This window comes from Paenibacillus sp. FSL R5-0473 (assembly GCF_038004565.1).
Taxonomy (GTDB): Bacteria; Bacillota; Bacilli; order Paenibacillales; family Paenibacillaceae; genus Paenibacillus; species Paenibacillus amylolyticus.
Genome location: NZ_JBBORL010000001.1, coordinates 5,182,112 through 5,197,930, shown reverse-complemented (window position 1 = coordinate 5,197,930; position 15,819 = coordinate 5,182,112). Strand labels below are relative to the sequence as shown.

The window sequence follows — 15,819 nt, the reverse complement described above, 5'->3', positions numbered from 1 at the left end:
AGAAATCCCTGTATTCTAATTATTCCTAGGGGAAAACTCATATGCCTTGTCCCACCAACGCATTAGCGGAAAGGGGGTGAAGCAACTTGAATGTAAAGTTACCAAAATCGATTGTGCGTCTTGGAAGCATACCACTGGCAATACTTGCCGGGACTTTGATGCTGGGGTTTGGATCGTCACATGTATACGCAGACGAGGCTCAGGTATCTTCTGAAAAACCTTCCAGCGGATTGTCGCTCAGTTTGTTTTCACGTGATTCGGATGGCGGGTTGAACCTGACTCCGTCAGTATCGGTATCCACACCACTGCTGGATGTTGAAGTTCCTTCGATCAAAGGGAATGAATCGACAGGTAAGCTGAGTGTATCTGAGCTGAAAGTAGATACACCGCTTGGATCGGCCGGAACATCAGAGATTGGGATTGATGCGAAGAAGGGAACCGTCGAACTGCCGTCTGTACAGGCGGATACACCGGTGATCAAAGCCGATGTATCAAGCAGTCAGGTGAACCTCAACGAAGGTACAGCTTCCTTGCCTGGCGTTACCGCAGAGGTACCCGATGTGATCAAGGCAGAGACGTCTGCTGTGAAAACAGATCTTCGGCAGGGTAAGGTTGAATTGCCTTCCGTGAAGGTGGATGTACCTGAAGTTACTTCGGTCAATATCTCTTCATCCCGTGTGGATCTGAGTAAGGGATATGTACAGTTGCCTTCTGTGAAAGCAGAAGTTCCAGTTGTAGACGTATCCGCTAAACTCAATCCTGATCAGGAAAAGGTGGAGATTCCAAGTGTGAAGCCGGAACCGCCTGTAGTCACTCCGGAAAAGCCGACGCTCATCAAAACACCGAATGTTGAAACTTCCAATACGAGTGCGCTCGCAAATCCTGTCTCATCTCAGAACAACGAGGAAGGACAAGACGCAGTACAGGTTACGGGCAAAGTGATTGAAGTCGCCTCGGAACCAGAAGTACGTCCAGAACAACCTGTTGTCCCGCAGGCATTGCCTGTGGAAGTAACCGATCTGACGCAGGATTCCGATGTTAATGCAGGTTTTCCCGATAACGAGTTATTCCTCGTAGATGAGACATCTGCTGACCCAGCTGTCACTGAACAAGTGCAGAGTAACCAGGAAGCCGATCTGAAACAAGATGATGTCGATGCAACATCTCCATTGCAGCCTCGCACAGAACGACCAACCAGTTGGTCTGTTGCAGTAACTTCTCCCGGAGCAGCTAATGCTTCCGCCGGGACAAGCTCCGGTTCGTCCGGTGTAACTGGAGGTGGAGCAACCGCTCCAGCCGCTGCACTTCCGGGAGCAACAACGGGTCTGGTTACGCCAGATTACGATTTTGCCTTCCGAATGGAACGGCTCGATGGGTTCAGTCAATGGTCACAGGCACCGCCGGGGCGGCCGCCGCAATATACCTCTTTCTCTTAGGCAACAATGGCGTTAATTCAACCAAAATCGAGAAGGAGTGTATATAATCATGAAAAAAGTGAATCGTTGGGTAAAATTGTCGGTATTGTCGGGTACGTTGGTAGCTGGATTGCTGGGAGCTTCGCAGGCAACTTACGCAGATAGCTATAGCAATAACAGCAGTGGCAATCTGGATCTAAATGCAGGTTTGCGCCTGGAACTGGGATCTCTTCTGTCAGGACACCGTGACACAGGTTACGGAAACCATGGTAGCTACGGAGGTTCATCCAGTGCAACTGGAGCATTGAATTTGGATCTTGGCCTTAATGCCGGCTTATCCTCAGAGAGCATAAACCGATACAATGATCGTTCTTCCAATCACACTGCTGAGCGTAACAGTTCTGGCACGCTGGGCCTTGGCCTGAATGCCAATGTGTCGGGAGAAGGTACAACGATGAGCGACTATTCACGAGGCGGCGATGATCGGAACGTGAACACCAGCTACGCGAGTGAAAGCCGTGGAGCGCTGGGTCTTGGTCTGAACGTGAATGCCGAAGGTGAGAGTGCAACATGGACTCAATCTGAACGCAGCAACAGCGTGAAAGACAGCGAGCGTAACACGAACAGTAGCTACGCGAGCGAAAGCCGCGGCGCACTGGATCTGGGTCTGAACGCAAAAGCAGAAGGAGAGAGTGCAACATGGACTCAATCCGAACGCACTAACAGCGTGAAAGACAGCGAGCGTAACACGAACAGTAGCTATGCGAGTGAAAGTCGTGGAGCACTGGATCTGGGTCTGAACGCAAAAGCAGAAGGAGAGAGTGCAACGATGGCTCAATCCGAACGCAACAACAGCGTGAATGACCGTGAGCGTAACACGAACAGCAGCTATGCGAGCGACAGCCGCGGCGCATTGGATCTGGGTCTGAACGCAAAAGTAGAAGGAGAGAGTGCAACGATGGCTCAATCCGAACGCACTAACAGCGTGAAAGACGGCGAGCGTAACACGAACAGTAGCTATGCAAGCGAAAGTCGTGGAGCGCTGGGTCTCGGTCTGAACGTGAATGCCGAAGGAGAGAGTGCAACGATGGCTCAATCCGAACGCAACAGTTACGTGAATGACCGTGAGCGTAACGTAAACAGTAGCACTGCGAACGAAAGCCGTGGAGCACTGGATCTAGGTCTTAACGCAAAAGCAGAAGGAGAGAGTGCAACGATGGCTCAATCTGAACGCACTAACAGCGTGAAAGACGGCGAGCGTAATGTGAACAGTAGCTATGCGAGCGAAAGCCGTGGAGCGCTGGATCTGGGTCTGAACGCAAAAGCTGAAGGAGAGAGTGCAACAATGGCTCAATCCGAACGCAACAGCAGCGTGAAAGACAGCGAGCGTAACACTAACAGCAGCTATGCGAGCGAAAGTCGTGGAGCGCTGGGTCTCGGTCTGAACGTGAATGCCGAAGGAGAGAGTGCAACGATGGCTCAATCCGAACGCAACAGTTACGTGAATGACCGTGAGCGTAACGTAAACAGTAGCACTGCGAACGAAAGCCGTGGAGCACTGGATCTAGGTCTTAACGCAAAAGCAGAAGGAGAGAGTGCAACGATGGCTCAATCTGAACGCACTAACAGCGTGAAAGACGGCGAGCGTAACACGAACAGTAGCTATGCGAGCGAAAGCCGTGGAGCACTGGATCTAGATCTTAACGCAAAAGCAGGAGGAGAGAGTGCAACGATGGCTCAATCTGAACGCACTAACAGCGTGAAAGACGGCGAGCGTAACACGAACAGTAGCTATGCGAGTGAAAGCCGTGGAGCACTAGATCTGGGTCTGAACGCGAAAGCAGAAGGAGAGGGTGCAACGATGACTCAAACTGAAAGCAACCACAGCGTGAAAGACAGTGAGCGTAACGTAAACAGCAACTACGCGAGCGAAAGCCGTGGAGCCTTGGATCTCGGTCTGAACGTGGATGCAGAGAGTGAAACTACTTCCGTGGTGGAAACAAATCGGTAATATGAGATTTTCACTTTAATATGAAGAAGCAGGGACTCCGGAACCCCTGCTTCTTTTTTTGCATTGTTACGACATATGAGTTAGCGTTCTTCTGAATGTTCTTCTAATAAGCGCACTATCTTTTCAAATGTATACTTGCCTTCGGCAATGTTGACCATAAATTCTACGGCATATTTACGTTCCATCTGCAAATGGTAGCCATTCACTCGCAGAAAGGACTTGGTTACAAGATAAGCTGTACGTTTATTTCCGTTATAGAAACAGTGGTTTTTAACCAATGACTCTAATAAGGCAGTAGCTTTATCAAATATGGAAGGGTAGGCATCCTCTCCAAACAAACTTTGGAGAGGTCTATTTATCGCAGAATCCAACAGAGCAGAATCCTTAATCCCAGCTTGTGCTGTATCATTCATCTTCTTCATCATAAAATGGTGAGCGGCTACTACTTCTTCAATGGAAAGGAATATGGTCATCTTAACGATCCCTTAAATCATTAAGGATATCCTCATCTTCTTCGAAAACGTCGAAGAAGGCTTCCAGTACTTCGGGTCTTACATTTTCGGGTATTTTCATTTGTTTAACCTTTTTTAGTACAATTTCTCCCTGACTGTTTTCAATAAATTCAATCTCATCGCCCTGAGAAACATGGAGCTTATCAATTAAAACCTTAGGCAAGCTAATGCCCAAGCTGTTTCCCATTTTGCCTATTTTGCGAGAAAGAATTTTTTTTTTGGAATGCTCCTCTTTCATCTGAGCCCCACCATTCATGATATATTCCTCCTATAGTATGATCCAACTTATGAAAGTAATACATTTGTATGTATTAATATTAGTATGTAATAACATTATAACATGGTTTGTGCTTCAAAATGATCAAACATACAACCCGCAACTCGATTACAATAAAACATAAAGAATGAAATAAACGCCTGATCAGAACAGGGAGTGAATGATATGGGAACGGAATATAACAGTACGGAAGTACAGGAGTCCATATTGGACGTACATATTACAGAGGCAGGATACGAGCCGGGACAATCGACCATACGCAATATTCGAATGAATGTGGGGCGAGGAGAGCTGGTAGGTATTATCGGACCCAATGGTGCGGGCAAAAGTACCACAATCAAAACGCTTCTTGGTCTGCTGGAACATGCGAACTATGAAGTGACGATTGGGGGAGATGGTCGTTATGCCTATATCCCGGAGCAACCGGTTTTTTATGAATATATGACTTTATGGGAACATCTTGATCTGGCGGCAGCGGCGTATGAAATGGAGGAAGAAGCTTTTGTTGCCCGAGCGGAGGAACTGTTGGTTCGTTTCGGTATGGACCATGTTCGGAATGATCTTCCAGCCAGTTTCTCAAAGGGCATGCGGCAGAAAATGATGCTGATGATCGGATTTCTGTCTTCACCGGATATCTATATTGTGGACGAGCCGTTCATCGGACTGGACCCTCGTGCAACCAAGGATTTTCTAAAATTACTTGATGATGAACGTCGCCGCGGCGCGGGTGTGCTTATGTCTACGCATGTACTGGATACCGCTGAACGAATCTGCGACCGGTTTATTCTGATTGCTTCGGGCAGATCGGCTGCCGAGGGAACATTGGATGAGATCCGTGAAGCGGCAGGATTGCCGGAAGCCTCTTTGTTTGACTGTTTCGATGTACTGACGTCTTAGATAGAGAGAGGGTGAGAGAGAATGGAAACTTCCCACCGTTATACCCCACTTCGTTTATACAGACGAAGACGCAAAGAGCATTTCAAGGAACAGATGAAAAATCTCAGACTCGTCGTGGATTGGACAGTGTGGGTATACCTGCTTGTTCCGGGTCTGCTCTATCTGATTGGATGGTACACGAGTCTGTGGACCAAATCACTGCCTGCATGGGCGACAGGATTACCGCTCCCCGTACTGACTGGGCTGATTGACGTCGTTATGCTTACCGGGGGTGTGTTGATATTTGTGGAGGAAGCGGATGTATTGTTTTTGAAATCAAGGCCGTTGTGGATGCGCACGTTAATGAGGCAAGGGCTCTACCGGTCCTGTCTGCAACATCTGGGCAAAATGATCCTGATTACAGCGCTGACCGCACCCCTGTGGTCCCGTGTATATGAGATGTCGAATCTCCAGATTGCACTTATGGCTGTCTGGTTTGGTGCAGTAGCTTCATTCCAAGTCATAACACTACATATGACAAAGGTTCGATATACAGGATGGCGACGCTGGATTCAGATGATCCCTCTCGTCATTGGCATGGGTTACATGACCATTCATGCGACATCATGGATGCATGGACAGACGTGGAAAATCAGTTTTGGAATCGTAATTATCATGCTTCTTCTAATTACAGTTGGACAGATGAGGCTATTGATGAAGGGAACGTTTGAAGGGGATGTGCGGGAGGATCTGCGGAGCAGGCTGCAGCTTCCAGCTCTAATGTTAAGCCGGGCGGTGAGCAAGCCGAAAGCCCCACGAACACGGTCCATCATCTTCCGTAAACCGCGTAAACTGTTACGTAATCGTTCCATCGCGAATCGGACAGCGGAGATTGCATTCAAGGCATTTTTCCGAAACTCGGCCACGATGAAATTGTATCTGCAGCTTGGCGGACTATCCATCGCAGCAGTTGCATTACCACCTTTTCCGGTCAATGTCATTGTGTGTGCGTTATTAATCATCATGTTGACGGTGATGTTTTATCGTTCCTGGGATGTTTTTGCCACGTCCGACTATGTTCAGCTTATAACGTATGACACGGAGGCGCTGCATCTTGCAGGTTCAATGATGGTTCGGATGTTGTTCATCCCGATTGGTATTCTTATGGGATTCACGCTGGGGTTGGCCTGGCTCGGCTGGATCGTGGGTATTCTGACAGCTGCAGGTGCGGTGGCCTTCGGACTCTGTGTCTTATCTATTGCCGGATGGGTCCGGCTGACCCGGGGCTAAAGGAATTCCTTTCTAATTCGGAGCATATCGTGCGCTATAACTGACCATGCTATAGAAGAAGAATCTCATCTATGGATGATGAGAGATTAGCTGTAGCAAGGAGGAAGAGACGATGATGGATAATAGCGAACTACAGGTGCACTTCTCAGACGATTCAGCGTTGAATGCCGCCAGGGCAACCTTGGAGGAGTTGGGATATAAGCCGTATCAGTCCGGGCCGCTGGAACTGTACATCCCTACAGATCGCCAAGATCCTCAGTCTGCCGTAGAGATTGTACAATCTCATGGAGGAAGTGCCGTATTTGCCTCGCAAACGGAAGAGCTGGATCAGTTTCAGAATATATCGATTCCGGCTCATCTCGTGAATGAAGACTGGAATGAGGGTTATGCGAGCCAAAACCAGGGAAGCCAGACGGAGCAAGGCAGACATAACTATAGCGATGACCCAACATACGATGATTCGGCTGATGGATTCTCAGGCAGTGTGAAAGCATAGGAGCATCACAAGCTAAGAGCAGTTCGAGCCAATTTTTCTAAAATGGAACAATGCCCAAAAACCCCGATCGTCCACAATAGTGGATATCGGGGTTTTTGGCATCTGAGCTAATTCATTATCGGGTTAAAAGGTGTAATACACTATTATGATGTAACGTGTTTATATTCAGCCGCATGCATGCCAGCCGTATATCCCGTGGAGAATGCAGCGGTGATATTATACCCTCCGGTGTAGCCGTGAATATCCAAAACTTCACCGCAAAAGAATAGTCCAGGCAGCAGCTTGGATTCCATTGTTTTTGGGTATATCTCCTTTAAGTGGATTCCTCCCCCAGTAACAAAGGCTTCTTTGAGCGATCTTGTTCCGTCTGCACGGAAGGTAAAAGCTTTCATTAGCCCACACAAGTTGCTTAACATACCTTTGGGGAAATGGTGGAACGTGAGGTCATCGCTGATCTCTGCCCGTTTCATCATTAAGGGAATCATACGTTCAGGAACCCATGTTTTTAAAATATTTTTGACAGCTTTGCGGGACTCTTGTTCCAATACCTGTTGCACCTGTGCTTCTAATGCACCTAAGGACAGTTCCGGGAACAGATCAATGCTCATAATGACCTGTGGGTTTCCAGACTTCATCTGAACCTTGCGGATAAATTGGCTGCAGCGCAGTGCAACCGGTCCTGACACGCCAAAATGCGTGAAGATCATATCCCCGCGATGAGAGATGACTGTTTTTCCTTTGGCATCTACTACGGATAGAGCGATATCCCTTAAAGACAAACCTTGCAGTTCTTTAGACTGAATCCAACTCTCTCCAGACACAATGGGCACTTCGGTCGGATATAACTCCGTTATCGTGTGACCCGCAGCCTCAGCCCAAGGATAACCATCTCCGGTAGATCCCGTTTGGGGTACGGACTTGCCGCCGGTAGCGATGATGACAGAGCGCCCAAGAATGGTTTTACCGGATATCAATTTAACACCTTGTATCTGCTGACCATTCTGAATAATTTCCTTGACCGGTTCTTTGGTGCGAATCTCAACGCCGAGGGAGACAATTTTGCCAACCAGCGCATCCACAACTGTTTTCGCTTTATCGGTTACAGGGAACATTCTGCCGTTGTCTTCTTCTTTCAGGGCAATTCCGAGATTCTCGAAGAAACGCATGATTCCCTGGTTGTCCAGATTCTGAAACGAACTATATAAAAAGCGTCCATTACCCGGAATATGTCGGATGAGTTCATCCGTTTCCTTGGCATTGGTTACATTGCATCGACCTCCGCCAGAGATGCCGAGTTTACGACCCAGTTGATCTCCTTTATCCAGCAGAAGCACGGAGGCTCCATGCTCGGCAGCAGCAACGCAAGCCATCAGGCCCGCAGATCCACCACCAATTACAATGACATCATACATATGTTATTACCCTCTTTTTTCATTGATTTTGTCTGTTTTACGAAAAATGTGTCTACTCCTGGCTTTTTCTGAAATATAATGGAGTTATGAGCAGTTCTATTGCGCAGTCTTAAGGGATATATTGTAATATACTGTCGCCTATGTTTTAATCAGAAATACATGAGGGAATGTGCAGGCAGAGGAGGAGATGGCATTGTGGTTGCGTTAAAGGACATGCTTTTACAAGTACTGCTGGCAGGGTCGGCGGTATTTCTGATTCCCTTATTCCGCCTGGTACTCTCCAAGCGGGCTATTGCCAGAATGGAACATGCCGGAACTGTTCATACCAGTTTTGCTGTGACAAGTGCCCTGAGCATGTTATTGTGTCTGCTGTTTGCGCTCTATGCAAGCCCGGTGGCCGTACCCATATCACTAAGCATCGTACCTGTAATACTTGTTATTTTGTATTGTAAGTCCGCTATAGGCGTAACGCTGTCCATTCTACATATTCTCTTCTATTTTCTTTTTGCGCATCCCTATGATCTGTACGGATTTCTCCTTCATACGGGCATTCTTCTCTATCCTATTGTATGGTTGTCTGCCAAACGATTCAAGCATAATACACCTTCACGCAAAATGGCGATCCTCATCATCCTGATTACAATGGAACTGATTGTAACGAGTCTGTTATGGATCGCATCCCTCCAGAATGAATCCACATACTCTGCGACCTACATGATACTTACAGCACTTGGATATACCGCTGGAGCCATTGTTGCGGGCAGTCTGAGTCTGCTATGGCTGGAACGGATGAAGCACTATCGCGGGCTGGAGCAGCATCTCTCGGAAGTCCACCAGCGATACATAGCCGAAACGGAGAAACTTCATCAGATTCTGAACGCAGTGCCTCTCTCCATTGCCACCGTAGATAAACAAGGCACAGTGATGTTTGTCAATGAGATGATGGAGCAAACGGCAAGGGAGCAGCTACCTTGTACCTCCACGCCTGATCTCATTGGACAGCCTGCCAGTCAATTTGTTGAACAAGGTCAGGCGGACAAGATGGATAAAAGCATTCGCAGAGCTATCGTTCATGGTGAGATTAGTGGGTTGACCGTTCGTTACGGTGCACATGTATTTCAATCCCGAACCGTACCGATTTATGCCTTTTCAACAGAGTCTGCGAGAGAAGTTACAGGAGCCATGCTGATCATCCAGGATATCACGGAGCTTGAGATGTTGCGAAGTGAACTGGATAATGTGGATCGTCTCAGTCTGGTGGGGCAGATGGCTGCAAGCATTACGCATGAGGTGCGTAATCCAATGGCGGTTGTACGTGGCTTTCTTCAACTCATGCAGGAAAAGAGTCCTGATTCCCTCGATCACTATTACCGGATCGTTCTGGAAGAGCTGGACCGGGCCAATAGTATCATTAATGATTTCTTGTCTTTGGCTCAGAATCGTATTGCCGAGAAAGAAGAATCCCAGCTGCACGATATCATCCATGAACTCAGTCCGTTGTTATGGGCGGATGCGAACCTGCGTGGTCAGAGTATAGAACTCATGTTGGCCCATAATGTGCCAAAGCTGCATCTCAATTCTAAGGAAATCAAACAGGTGGTGTTGAACCTGGCCCGTAACGGGATGGAAGCCATGAATGAGAAGGGTGTGCTTACACTGGAGACACGGATAGTGGATGATAAGGTGGAACTGTGTGTACGTGACACAGGACCTGGTCTACCCAGAGTGAAGAAGGAAAAGCTGTTTGAACCTTTCTATACGACAAAAGCCAAGGGAACCGGACTTGGATTGTCCATGTGCCTGAGTATTGTGGAACGACATAATGGAACCATTACTGTGGAATCGGAGGAAGGCCAGGGCACAACCTTCAAAGTGGCATTTGAACGTTAGTCATTCAGCATATATTGCCAGACATTGAGACATAATATTATGGAAGAAGCCTTTCCGCAGGCGGTTTCTGAATCTTGCTTTCATTGCTTATGGATGTATAATAGGAATAGCACATCATTACATCCATAATGTTCGATATGAATGTAACGTTGTTTTGGAGAGTTTATTGGCCTTTAATTTTATCGAGATCATAGAACAACCATTTATAAGGAGTGAAACCGAATGTCGATGTCATTTGATCAATACATGAAAGATATGGTTCAACCGATGCGGGATGATTTAACTCGTCTAGGAATCCAGGAGTTGCGTACTCCTGAAGAAGTGGAAGCAAGTCTTCCTGATGCAAAAGGAACAGCGCTGGTTGTCATTAACTCTGTATGCGGATGTGCCGCAGGTCAATGTCGCCCAGGTGTGTCCCAAGCACTGCAGCACGATATTACACCGGACCACCTGTACACTGTATTTGCTGGTCAGGACAAAGAAGCAACTGCAAAAGCACGTGAATTCTTTGCTCCGTATCCTCCATCTTCACCGTCCATCGCTCTGATGAAAGACGGAGAACTCGTTCACTTTATCGAGCGTCATCAAGTGGAAGACCGTTCTGCAGAGGATATTGCGGCTGATCTCAAAAGTGCATTTGACCGTTACTGCCGTTAATTCGCTCCAATAGAACGCCCCGCCCTTCGGATCACCGATGCCGGGGCGTTTCATTTTGGATAGATAAGGTTATTGAACCATTCGGACCTTTCAAGCTGAACATCAAATTTCATTCATTTAGAAACGGGGTGTGTGAACGATGAGTTTGCAACAACAGATCATCGCTGAATTGAAGGTTAAACCAAGCATTAATGAAGAAGAGGAAGTACGCAAGCGTGTTGATTTTCTGAAGACGTATGTGAAAAATGCGGGTGCCAAGGGTTTGCTGATTGCGATCAGCGGCGGTATTGACAGTGCAGTGGCTACGGCGCTTTGCAAAAAAGCGACGGACGAGCTTACGCAAGAGAACAACCAAGAGTACAAAACGCTTGGTGTGTTCCAACCTTATGGTGAACAATCCGATATCGACCACAGCTACGCTGTAGCCAAAGCATACGATCTGAAGCATGTCGTGGAAACCAATATCGAAGATGCAGTTAACGAGATTGCGCTGGAGGTGGAGCAAGGTTTCAAATCCTTGGGTAGCCCACGTCATATGACTCACCAAGGCAAAGGTAATGTCAAAGCGAGAACTCGTATGGTTATGCAATATGCGCTTTCGTTTGAAGAGAACTTGCTCGTTGTAGGTACGGATCACGCTTCTGAAGCCATTACAGGCTTCTATACCAAATGGGGCGACGGTGCTGTGGATATCACACCACTGAGCACTCTGAACAAACGTCAGGTACGCCAGTTGGCAGCATATCTGAACGTTCCACAGGCTGTTTTGGACAAAGCACCATCAGCAGGGCTATGGGAAGGTCAGACGGACGAAGATGAGCTGGGAATTTCGTATGAAGCGAACAGCGACTATCTCGAAGGCAAACAGATTGATCCGGCTGCACAAGAGCGCCTCGAAGCGTTCTATACGCGCACACATCACAAACGCAATGCCATTCCTGGTATCTAATACGGGTGGATGAGCATGATCTTTATATAGGGAATGCAAAAAGAGTCACTGCTCACGCAGTGACTCTTTTTGTTATGTGGAACAAGAAACCGCAAAAATCCAGGTGACTACTATATTAAAGATGAGTTAGCTATTCCAGTCTTGGATCTGTTGCAGGGTTTGGGTGATGGCTTGCTCCAGTTGCGGAGTGGTTTCTTTAAATGGATGTACCGTATTAAAGGTGTGGTTCCCTTCTGGAATCTGGTGCCATGGGATATCAGGGCGGGATTGAACCAGTGCGGCAGAACCGTCCCGCAGACGCTGTGGATCTTCTGTTCCCTGAATGAGTGCGACTCGCACAGGTGAAGAAGCTAAGCGGTCAATGATAGCGTAACGTTCGCTATGCTTGTCCAGGTCTTCCGGAATAGCCACGTCCAGTGGCATCTGCTGGCCTGTTCGTCCGTTAACGACATGGCTGCGGCCATGCGTACGCATTTCTTCTTTTTGCTCCGCTGTGAAGAGATCCAGATTGGTTACGCCATTCCAGGAGATGACACCTGCCACCTGCTCGGGATGATCCAGTGCATAGACGAGACTTACGCCCGCACCGCGGCTATGACCAACCAGGTATACAGGAAGTCCAGTGAGTTCAGGTTGTGTAGCCACATGTTCCAATACCAGGGCCAGATCGGCAAGCTCCCTGCTGTAGGTATTCACTGCGAACTTTTCAAGTTCAGAGAATTGCTCCAGATATTCGCCGATACCGTTGTGAGAGAAATTAAAGGTCAGCACATGATGCGTCTGGCTTAGCTGTGCAGCTGCATAGGGGAACATGCCCCAGTCTTTGAAGCCTTTGTATCCGTGAGCCAGAATGATGACACCTTGAGCGGGTTGTTGTGCAGGGAAAAAGTCTCCGCGAATGATCGCATCTACGTCAGTGGGCAATTCAAAAGTTATGGGCATTATTCAGACCTCCTAAGAATTTCAGACGATTCCTGATTCATATTTTAGCATATATGGTAATGCGGATAGGTACTCGCTTCTGATCGTCCCTCCTGCTACAATAGAATACGTGTTCGGAGAGTTACGGATCATGTGATTGAATGGAGATCTTTTACAATGAAGGTTCAAAAAGAGCGGTTTTCAGTACCGAGAAGATGGGACTTTTTGAATAACCTCTTACAGTATAAAAGATTAAGCGGGTGAAGCGTTGATGATATATGGCATAGGCAATGATGTGCTGGAGATTGGACGTATGCGGAAGCTGCTGTCCGGTCGCCATGCGGAAGCTTTCATAAAACGAATTTTAACGCCAGCAGAGCGGGAGATCGCGGTTCGTCGAGGGAAGCGGATGACGGAGTTTGTATCCGGTCGATTTGCAGCGAAAGAAGCGGTGTCTAAGGCATTTGGCTGCGGTATTGGTGGTGTCATGGGCTTCACTGACATTGAGGTGCTGCCTGATGGGACAGGACGTCCCGTGGCCTCGCTGTCCAGTCAAGCCTGGGAACGTCTGCAGCTGCCATATGATAAGCAATATGACATTCATTTGAGTATTACACATCAGACGGAATTGGCAGCGGCCTTTGCGATCGTGGAACAGATGGAAAAGTAGTTAGCTTGGCAATAGGAGAGGACGGAAATATGGGTTTACAGGAACAGAAACAACATTTCAGCGTGAATTTGCTGGACTGGTATATGGTCAACCGACGGGATTTGCCGTGGCGTCGCCACAACAATCCGTATTTTACATGGGTATCGGAGATTATGCTTCAGCAGACTCGGGTAGATACGGTAATTCCGTATTTCAATCGTTTTATCGGAAATTTCCCGACCGTGCAAGCGTTAGCGGAGGCACCCGAAGAGGATGTGTTGAAAAATTGGGAGGGACTCGGTTATTACTCCCGTGCACGTAATCTTCAGGCAGCTGCGAGACAAGTCATGGAGCTGCACGGAGGCGAGATGCCGCAGGACAAGCCGGCTGTCTTTGCATTAAAAGGGGTGGGCCCGTATACTGCCGGGGCCATTCTCAGCATTGCCTTCAATCAGCCGCAACCTGCGGTAGATGGCAATGTCATGCGGGTACTGTCCCGATACTTCCTCATCGATGAGGACATTATGAAGGGCAGCACCCGGGTGTTGATGGAAGAGCTCGCAGGAGAGCTCATTCCGGAAGGGCGGGCGCGTGATTTCAATCAGGCGCTGATGGAGCTTGGCGCGCTGGTGTGTACACCCAAAGCGCCGCACTGCCTGACTTGCCCGGTCATGGAGCAATGTTCCGGCCGTATCGCCGGAAGAGAGCTTACACTGCCGGTCAAGACCAAGGCGAAGCCGCCGCGCCCTGAGCAGCGGCTGGTCGCGATTGTGGAGGGCCGCGGTGCTCATCGCGGCCAAGTGCTTGTGCGCCAGCGCCCAGACACGGGCCTATTGGCCCGCATGTGGGAGCTGCCGCATGTGCTCGCGGCGCCCGCCGCAGCGAGCAAGAAGGCGGCGCCGCTGGCGGATGAGCCGGCCATGGCATTGCTGGCCGGCAGTCTATGGGCGGAAGGCTTCGCTGCCCGCCCGGAAGGGCTGGCTACCCATGCGGAGCATGTGTTCAGCCACATTGTCTGGAGCCTGCAGGTGTACAAGTGTACCGAGCAGGACCAGAGCAGTGAGCTTCCGCTGATCGCAGCGGAAGCCAGAGCCGCCTACGATGCACAGGCGGCAACAAGGGAGGGCACAGCCTCATTATCAGCTGTGTCACCTGAGTCAGACACAATGCATCCATCGGAGCCAGGCACGCCTAATGCGCAGAACATCTCAACATCGCTTAACGATGGAGAGATGTTGGCACCATCTGATGTTAGTGACCTAGCGCTGAGCACGCCGACACTGACAGGTAAAGGCGATGGCTTGACCTACCGCTGGATCGGTCCGGAAGATATGGACAAGCTGGCATTCCCGAATATCTTCCTGAAGCTAATCAGTCAATACTTTGCAGGTAACTACGACAACATAAATCCCTGAATGGGAAGGGGCTAACGAGCAGGATGGAGAATCTGAGTTTATTCTGTTCCTTATATTCCTTTTTGTAAGTATGAGACGTGTGCTGGAGTCTTGGTCGCCATTTATGATCAACCCAGTCACGTCTTTTCTCTAATATGCTGGTCACAGACAGTGTACAATTATCGAGGCGAGGGTGGAAGCCAAACAGATGGCAGACTCGGGATGAATTAGAATGGAGAGAGAGGGCTGTGAATTCATGAACGATAGCTGGAGAAAACAGTTGGATGAACATCGCGGCAAACGAAAGGAAGAGATCATAGCGGCTGCGGAAGCGGTCTATATGGAGATGGAATTTTCAAAAGTCACCATCCAGGACATTGTGGAGCGGTGTGGCATTAGCCGGGTAACATTGTATAAGTACTTTAAATCCATTGATGAGATTATTTTTGAGATCCAGATTCGCATTCTGGAGCAATTTAAGGTTGCGATGAATGATCACGTTCCATCAACGGTAAATGGATTAATGAAATTTCAGGCAATGTTTGACTACATACTGCTGCATTTTGAAGAACACAAGCAGCGCAATCAATTTATCGCCGTTTTTGATACACGCTATAAGGATAATTATTCGACGCCAGAGCTTGAGCAAAGATACCGTAGCTATCTTCATCAGGACAAGGCCCCATTTAGCAAATGGCTGGAGGAGGGCCAGCTTGACGGCTCCATTCGCCCAGAAATTGATGTAGATGTGGCTACGGCAATGATCAGTAATGTTGTGAATGCGACCCTCCAGCGCATGGCTTTGCGGGGCGAGTTGCTGCACCTTGATCAGAAGGTTGATCCAGAACGGGTGCTTCATGAGATGGCTGCGATGATTATTGCTTATTTACAATCGAATTCACGTTTTCAATGATCGGTGGCATCCTTAATGGATGCCATTTTTCTTTTACAAATAATCAATAATACGATAATACGCAGTTAACATTAGCTCTTTAGTATTAAGGGTATTAACTGCCTGTTAATATATAATTACTATTAGTTAACCACTTGAAGGGAGCCTATTAAAACAT

General features: G+C 48.3%; 15 protein-coding genes. 11 read left to right on the top strand and 4 right to left on the bottom strand.

Features of this window, described 5'->3' with window-relative positions:
- The first annotated feature begins 86 nt into the window (after positions 1-86).
- Together MKY28_RS22745 and MKY28_RS22740 are read left to right on the top strand one after the other, a co-directional pair.
- Positions 87-1,436 (top strand): hypothetical protein, encoded by a 1,350-nt coding sequence (locus tag MKY28_RS22745; RefSeq protein ID WP_340937089.1) that lies wholly within the window; start codon positions 87-89, stop codon positions 1,434-1,436.
- A 49-nt stretch (positions 1,437-1,485) separates the two neighbouring features.
- Entirely contained in the window at positions 1,486-3,426 is a 1,941-nt protein-coding gene (locus tag MKY28_RS22740) for a hypothetical protein (protein WP_340937088.1), read from the top strand.
- A gap of 80 nt (positions 3,427-3,506) precedes the next feature.
- On the opposite strand, the gene MKY28_RS22735 is transcribed toward MKY28_RS22740, so the two are convergent.
- Both MKY28_RS22735 and MKY28_RS22730 read right to left on the bottom strand, forming a co-directional pair.
- Positions 3,507-3,899, bottom strand: a complete 393-nt coding sequence (locus MKY28_RS22735; RefSeq protein ID WP_076329864.1) for a type II toxin-antitoxin system death-on-curing family toxin — start codon at positions 3,897-3,899, stop codon at positions 3,507-3,509.
- Between the two features lies 1 nt (position 3,900).
- Complete coding sequence (locus MKY28_RS22730; RefSeq protein WP_340019163.1) at positions 3,901-4,194, bottom strand: AbrB/MazE/SpoVT family DNA-binding domain-containing protein; 294 nt, start codon at positions 4,192-4,194, stop codon at positions 3,901-3,903.
- A 186-nt stretch (positions 4,195-4,380) separates the two neighbouring features.
- On the opposite strand from MKY28_RS22730, the gene MKY28_RS22725 reads away from it, so the two are divergent.
- From MKY28_RS22725 to MKY28_RS22715, 3 genes are all read left to right on the top strand, one after another.
- A complete protein-coding gene (locus MKY28_RS22725; protein WP_340019164.1) occupies positions 4,381-5,112 on the top strand; it encodes an ABC transporter ATP-binding protein in 732 nt (243 codons plus the stop codon).
- Positions 5,113-5,133: 21 nt separating this feature from the next.
- Positions 5,134-6,381, top strand: a complete 1,248-nt coding sequence (locus MKY28_RS22720; protein WP_340019165.1) for an ABC transporter permease — start codon at positions 5,134-5,136, stop codon at positions 6,379-6,381.
- Between the two features lie 112 nt (positions 6,382-6,493).
- The gene (locus MKY28_RS22715; protein WP_127550857.1) at positions 6,494-6,877 is read left to right on the top strand and encodes a hypothetical protein; all 384 of its coding nucleotides are present in this window, start codon (positions 6,494-6,496) and stop codon (positions 6,875-6,877) included.
- A gap of 143 nt (positions 6,878-7,020) precedes the next feature.
- On the opposite strand, the gene MKY28_RS22710 is transcribed toward MKY28_RS22715, so the two are convergent.
- Positions 7,021-8,289 (bottom strand): BaiN/RdsA family NAD(P)/FAD-dependent oxidoreductase, encoded by a 1,269-nt coding sequence (locus MKY28_RS22710; protein WP_036668236.1) that lies wholly within the window; start codon positions 8,287-8,289, stop codon positions 7,021-7,023.
- 213 nt (positions 8,290-8,502) lie between these two features.
- Between MKY28_RS22710 and MKY28_RS22705 the strand changes: the two genes are divergently transcribed.
- The 3 genes from MKY28_RS22705 to nadE all read left to right on the top strand — a co-directional run bounded on the left by MKY28_RS22705 (position 8,503) and on the right by nadE (position 11,785).
- Positions 8,503-10,179 carry a two-component system sensor histidine kinase NtrB gene (locus MKY28_RS22705; RefSeq protein ID WP_340937087.1) on the top strand — a complete coding sequence of 559 codons (1,677 nt, stop codon included), beginning with the start codon at positions 8,503-8,505 and terminating at the stop codon, positions 10,177-10,179.
- 222 nt (positions 10,180-10,401) lie between these two features.
- A complete protein-coding gene (locus MKY28_RS22700; RefSeq protein WP_017690788.1) occupies positions 10,402-10,836 on the top strand; it encodes a BrxA/BrxB family bacilliredoxin in 435 nt (144 codons plus the stop codon).
- Between the two features lie 139 nt (positions 10,837-10,975).
- On the top strand, positions 10,976-11,785 hold the full coding sequence (gene nadE / locus MKY28_RS22695; protein WP_017690787.1) for an ammonia-dependent NAD(+) synthetase: 810 nt from the start codon (positions 10,976-10,978) through the stop codon (positions 11,783-11,785).
- Positions 11,786-11,911: 126 nt separating this feature from the next.
- On the opposite strand, the gene MKY28_RS22690 is transcribed toward nadE, so the two are convergent.
- Positions 11,912-12,727: an alpha/beta hydrolase family protein gene (locus MKY28_RS22690; RefSeq protein WP_340937086.1), complete on the bottom strand. Its 816-nt coding sequence runs from the start codon at positions 12,725-12,727 to the stop codon at positions 11,912-11,914.
- A 250-nt stretch (positions 12,728-12,977) separates the two neighbouring features.
- On the opposite strand from MKY28_RS22690, the gene acpS reads away from it, so the two are divergent.
- From acpS to MKY28_RS22675, 3 genes are all read left to right on the top strand, one after another.
- Positions 12,978-13,376, top strand: coding sequence for a holo-ACP synthase (acpS, locus tag MKY28_RS22685; protein WP_036614140.1), 399 nt, complete (start codon positions 12,978-12,980; stop codon positions 13,374-13,376).
- Between the two features lie 29 nt (positions 13,377-13,405).
- Complete coding sequence (gene mutY / locus MKY28_RS22680; RefSeq protein WP_338707708.1) at positions 13,406-14,770, top strand: A/G-specific adenine glycosylase; 1,365 nt, start codon at positions 13,406-13,408, stop codon at positions 14,768-14,770.
- Positions 14,771-15,005: 235 nt separating this feature from the next.
- Positions 15,006-15,662, top strand: coding sequence for a TetR/AcrR family transcriptional regulator (locus tag MKY28_RS22675; protein WP_340937085.1), 657 nt, complete (start codon positions 15,006-15,008; stop codon positions 15,660-15,662).
- Positions 15,663-15,819 lie beyond the last annotated feature (157 nt).

Coding starts and splice junctions, on each gene's coding strand:
- MKY28_RS22700 (WP_017690788.1), top strand. CDS start 10,402: ATGTCGATGTCATTTGATCAATACATGAAAGATATGGTTCAACCGATG.
- MKY28_RS22735 (WP_076329864.1), bottom strand. CDS start 3,899: ATGACCATATTCCTTTCCATTGAAGAAGTAGTAGCCGCTCACCATTTT.
- MKY28_RS22675 (WP_340937085.1), top strand. CDS start 15,006: ATGAACGATAGCTGGAGAAAACAGTTGGATGAACATCGCGGCAAACGA.
- MKY28_RS22725 (WP_340019164.1), top strand. CDS start 4,381: ATGGGAACGGAATATAACAGTACGGAAGTACAGGAGTCCATATTGGAC.
- MKY28_RS22720 (WP_340019165.1), top strand. CDS start 5,134: ATGGAAACTTCCCACCGTTATACCCCACTTCGTTTATACAGACGAAGA.
- MKY28_RS22740 (WP_340937088.1), top strand. CDS start 1,486: ATGAAAAAAGTGAATCGTTGGGTAAAATTGTCGGTATTGTCGGGTACG.
- MKY28_RS22705 (WP_340937087.1), top strand. CDS start 8,503: ATGCTTTTACAAGTACTGCTGGCAGGGTCGGCGGTATTTCTGATTCCC.
- acpS (WP_036614140.1), top strand. CDS start 12,978: ATGATATATGGCATAGGCAATGATGTGCTGGAGATTGGACGTATGCGG.
- MKY28_RS22730 (WP_340019163.1), bottom strand. CDS start 4,194: ATGAATGGTGGGGCTCAGATGAAAGAGGAGCATTCCAAAAAAAAAATT.
- MKY28_RS22710 (WP_036668236.1), bottom strand. CDS start 8,289: ATGTATGATGTCATTGTAATTGGTGGTGGATCTGCGGGCCTGATGGCT.
- MKY28_RS22715 (WP_127550857.1), top strand. CDS start 6,494: ATGATGGATAATAGCGAACTACAGGTGCACTTCTCAGACGATTCAGCG.
- mutY (WP_338707708.1), top strand. CDS start 13,406: ATGGGTTTACAGGAACAGAAACAACATTTCAGCGTGAATTTGCTGGAC.
- MKY28_RS22690 (WP_340937086.1), bottom strand. CDS start 12,727: ATGCCCATAACTTTTGAATTGCCCACTGACGTAGATGCGATCATTCGC.
- nadE (WP_017690787.1), top strand. CDS start 10,976: ATGAGTTTGCAACAACAGATCATCGCTGAATTGAAGGTTAAACCAAGC.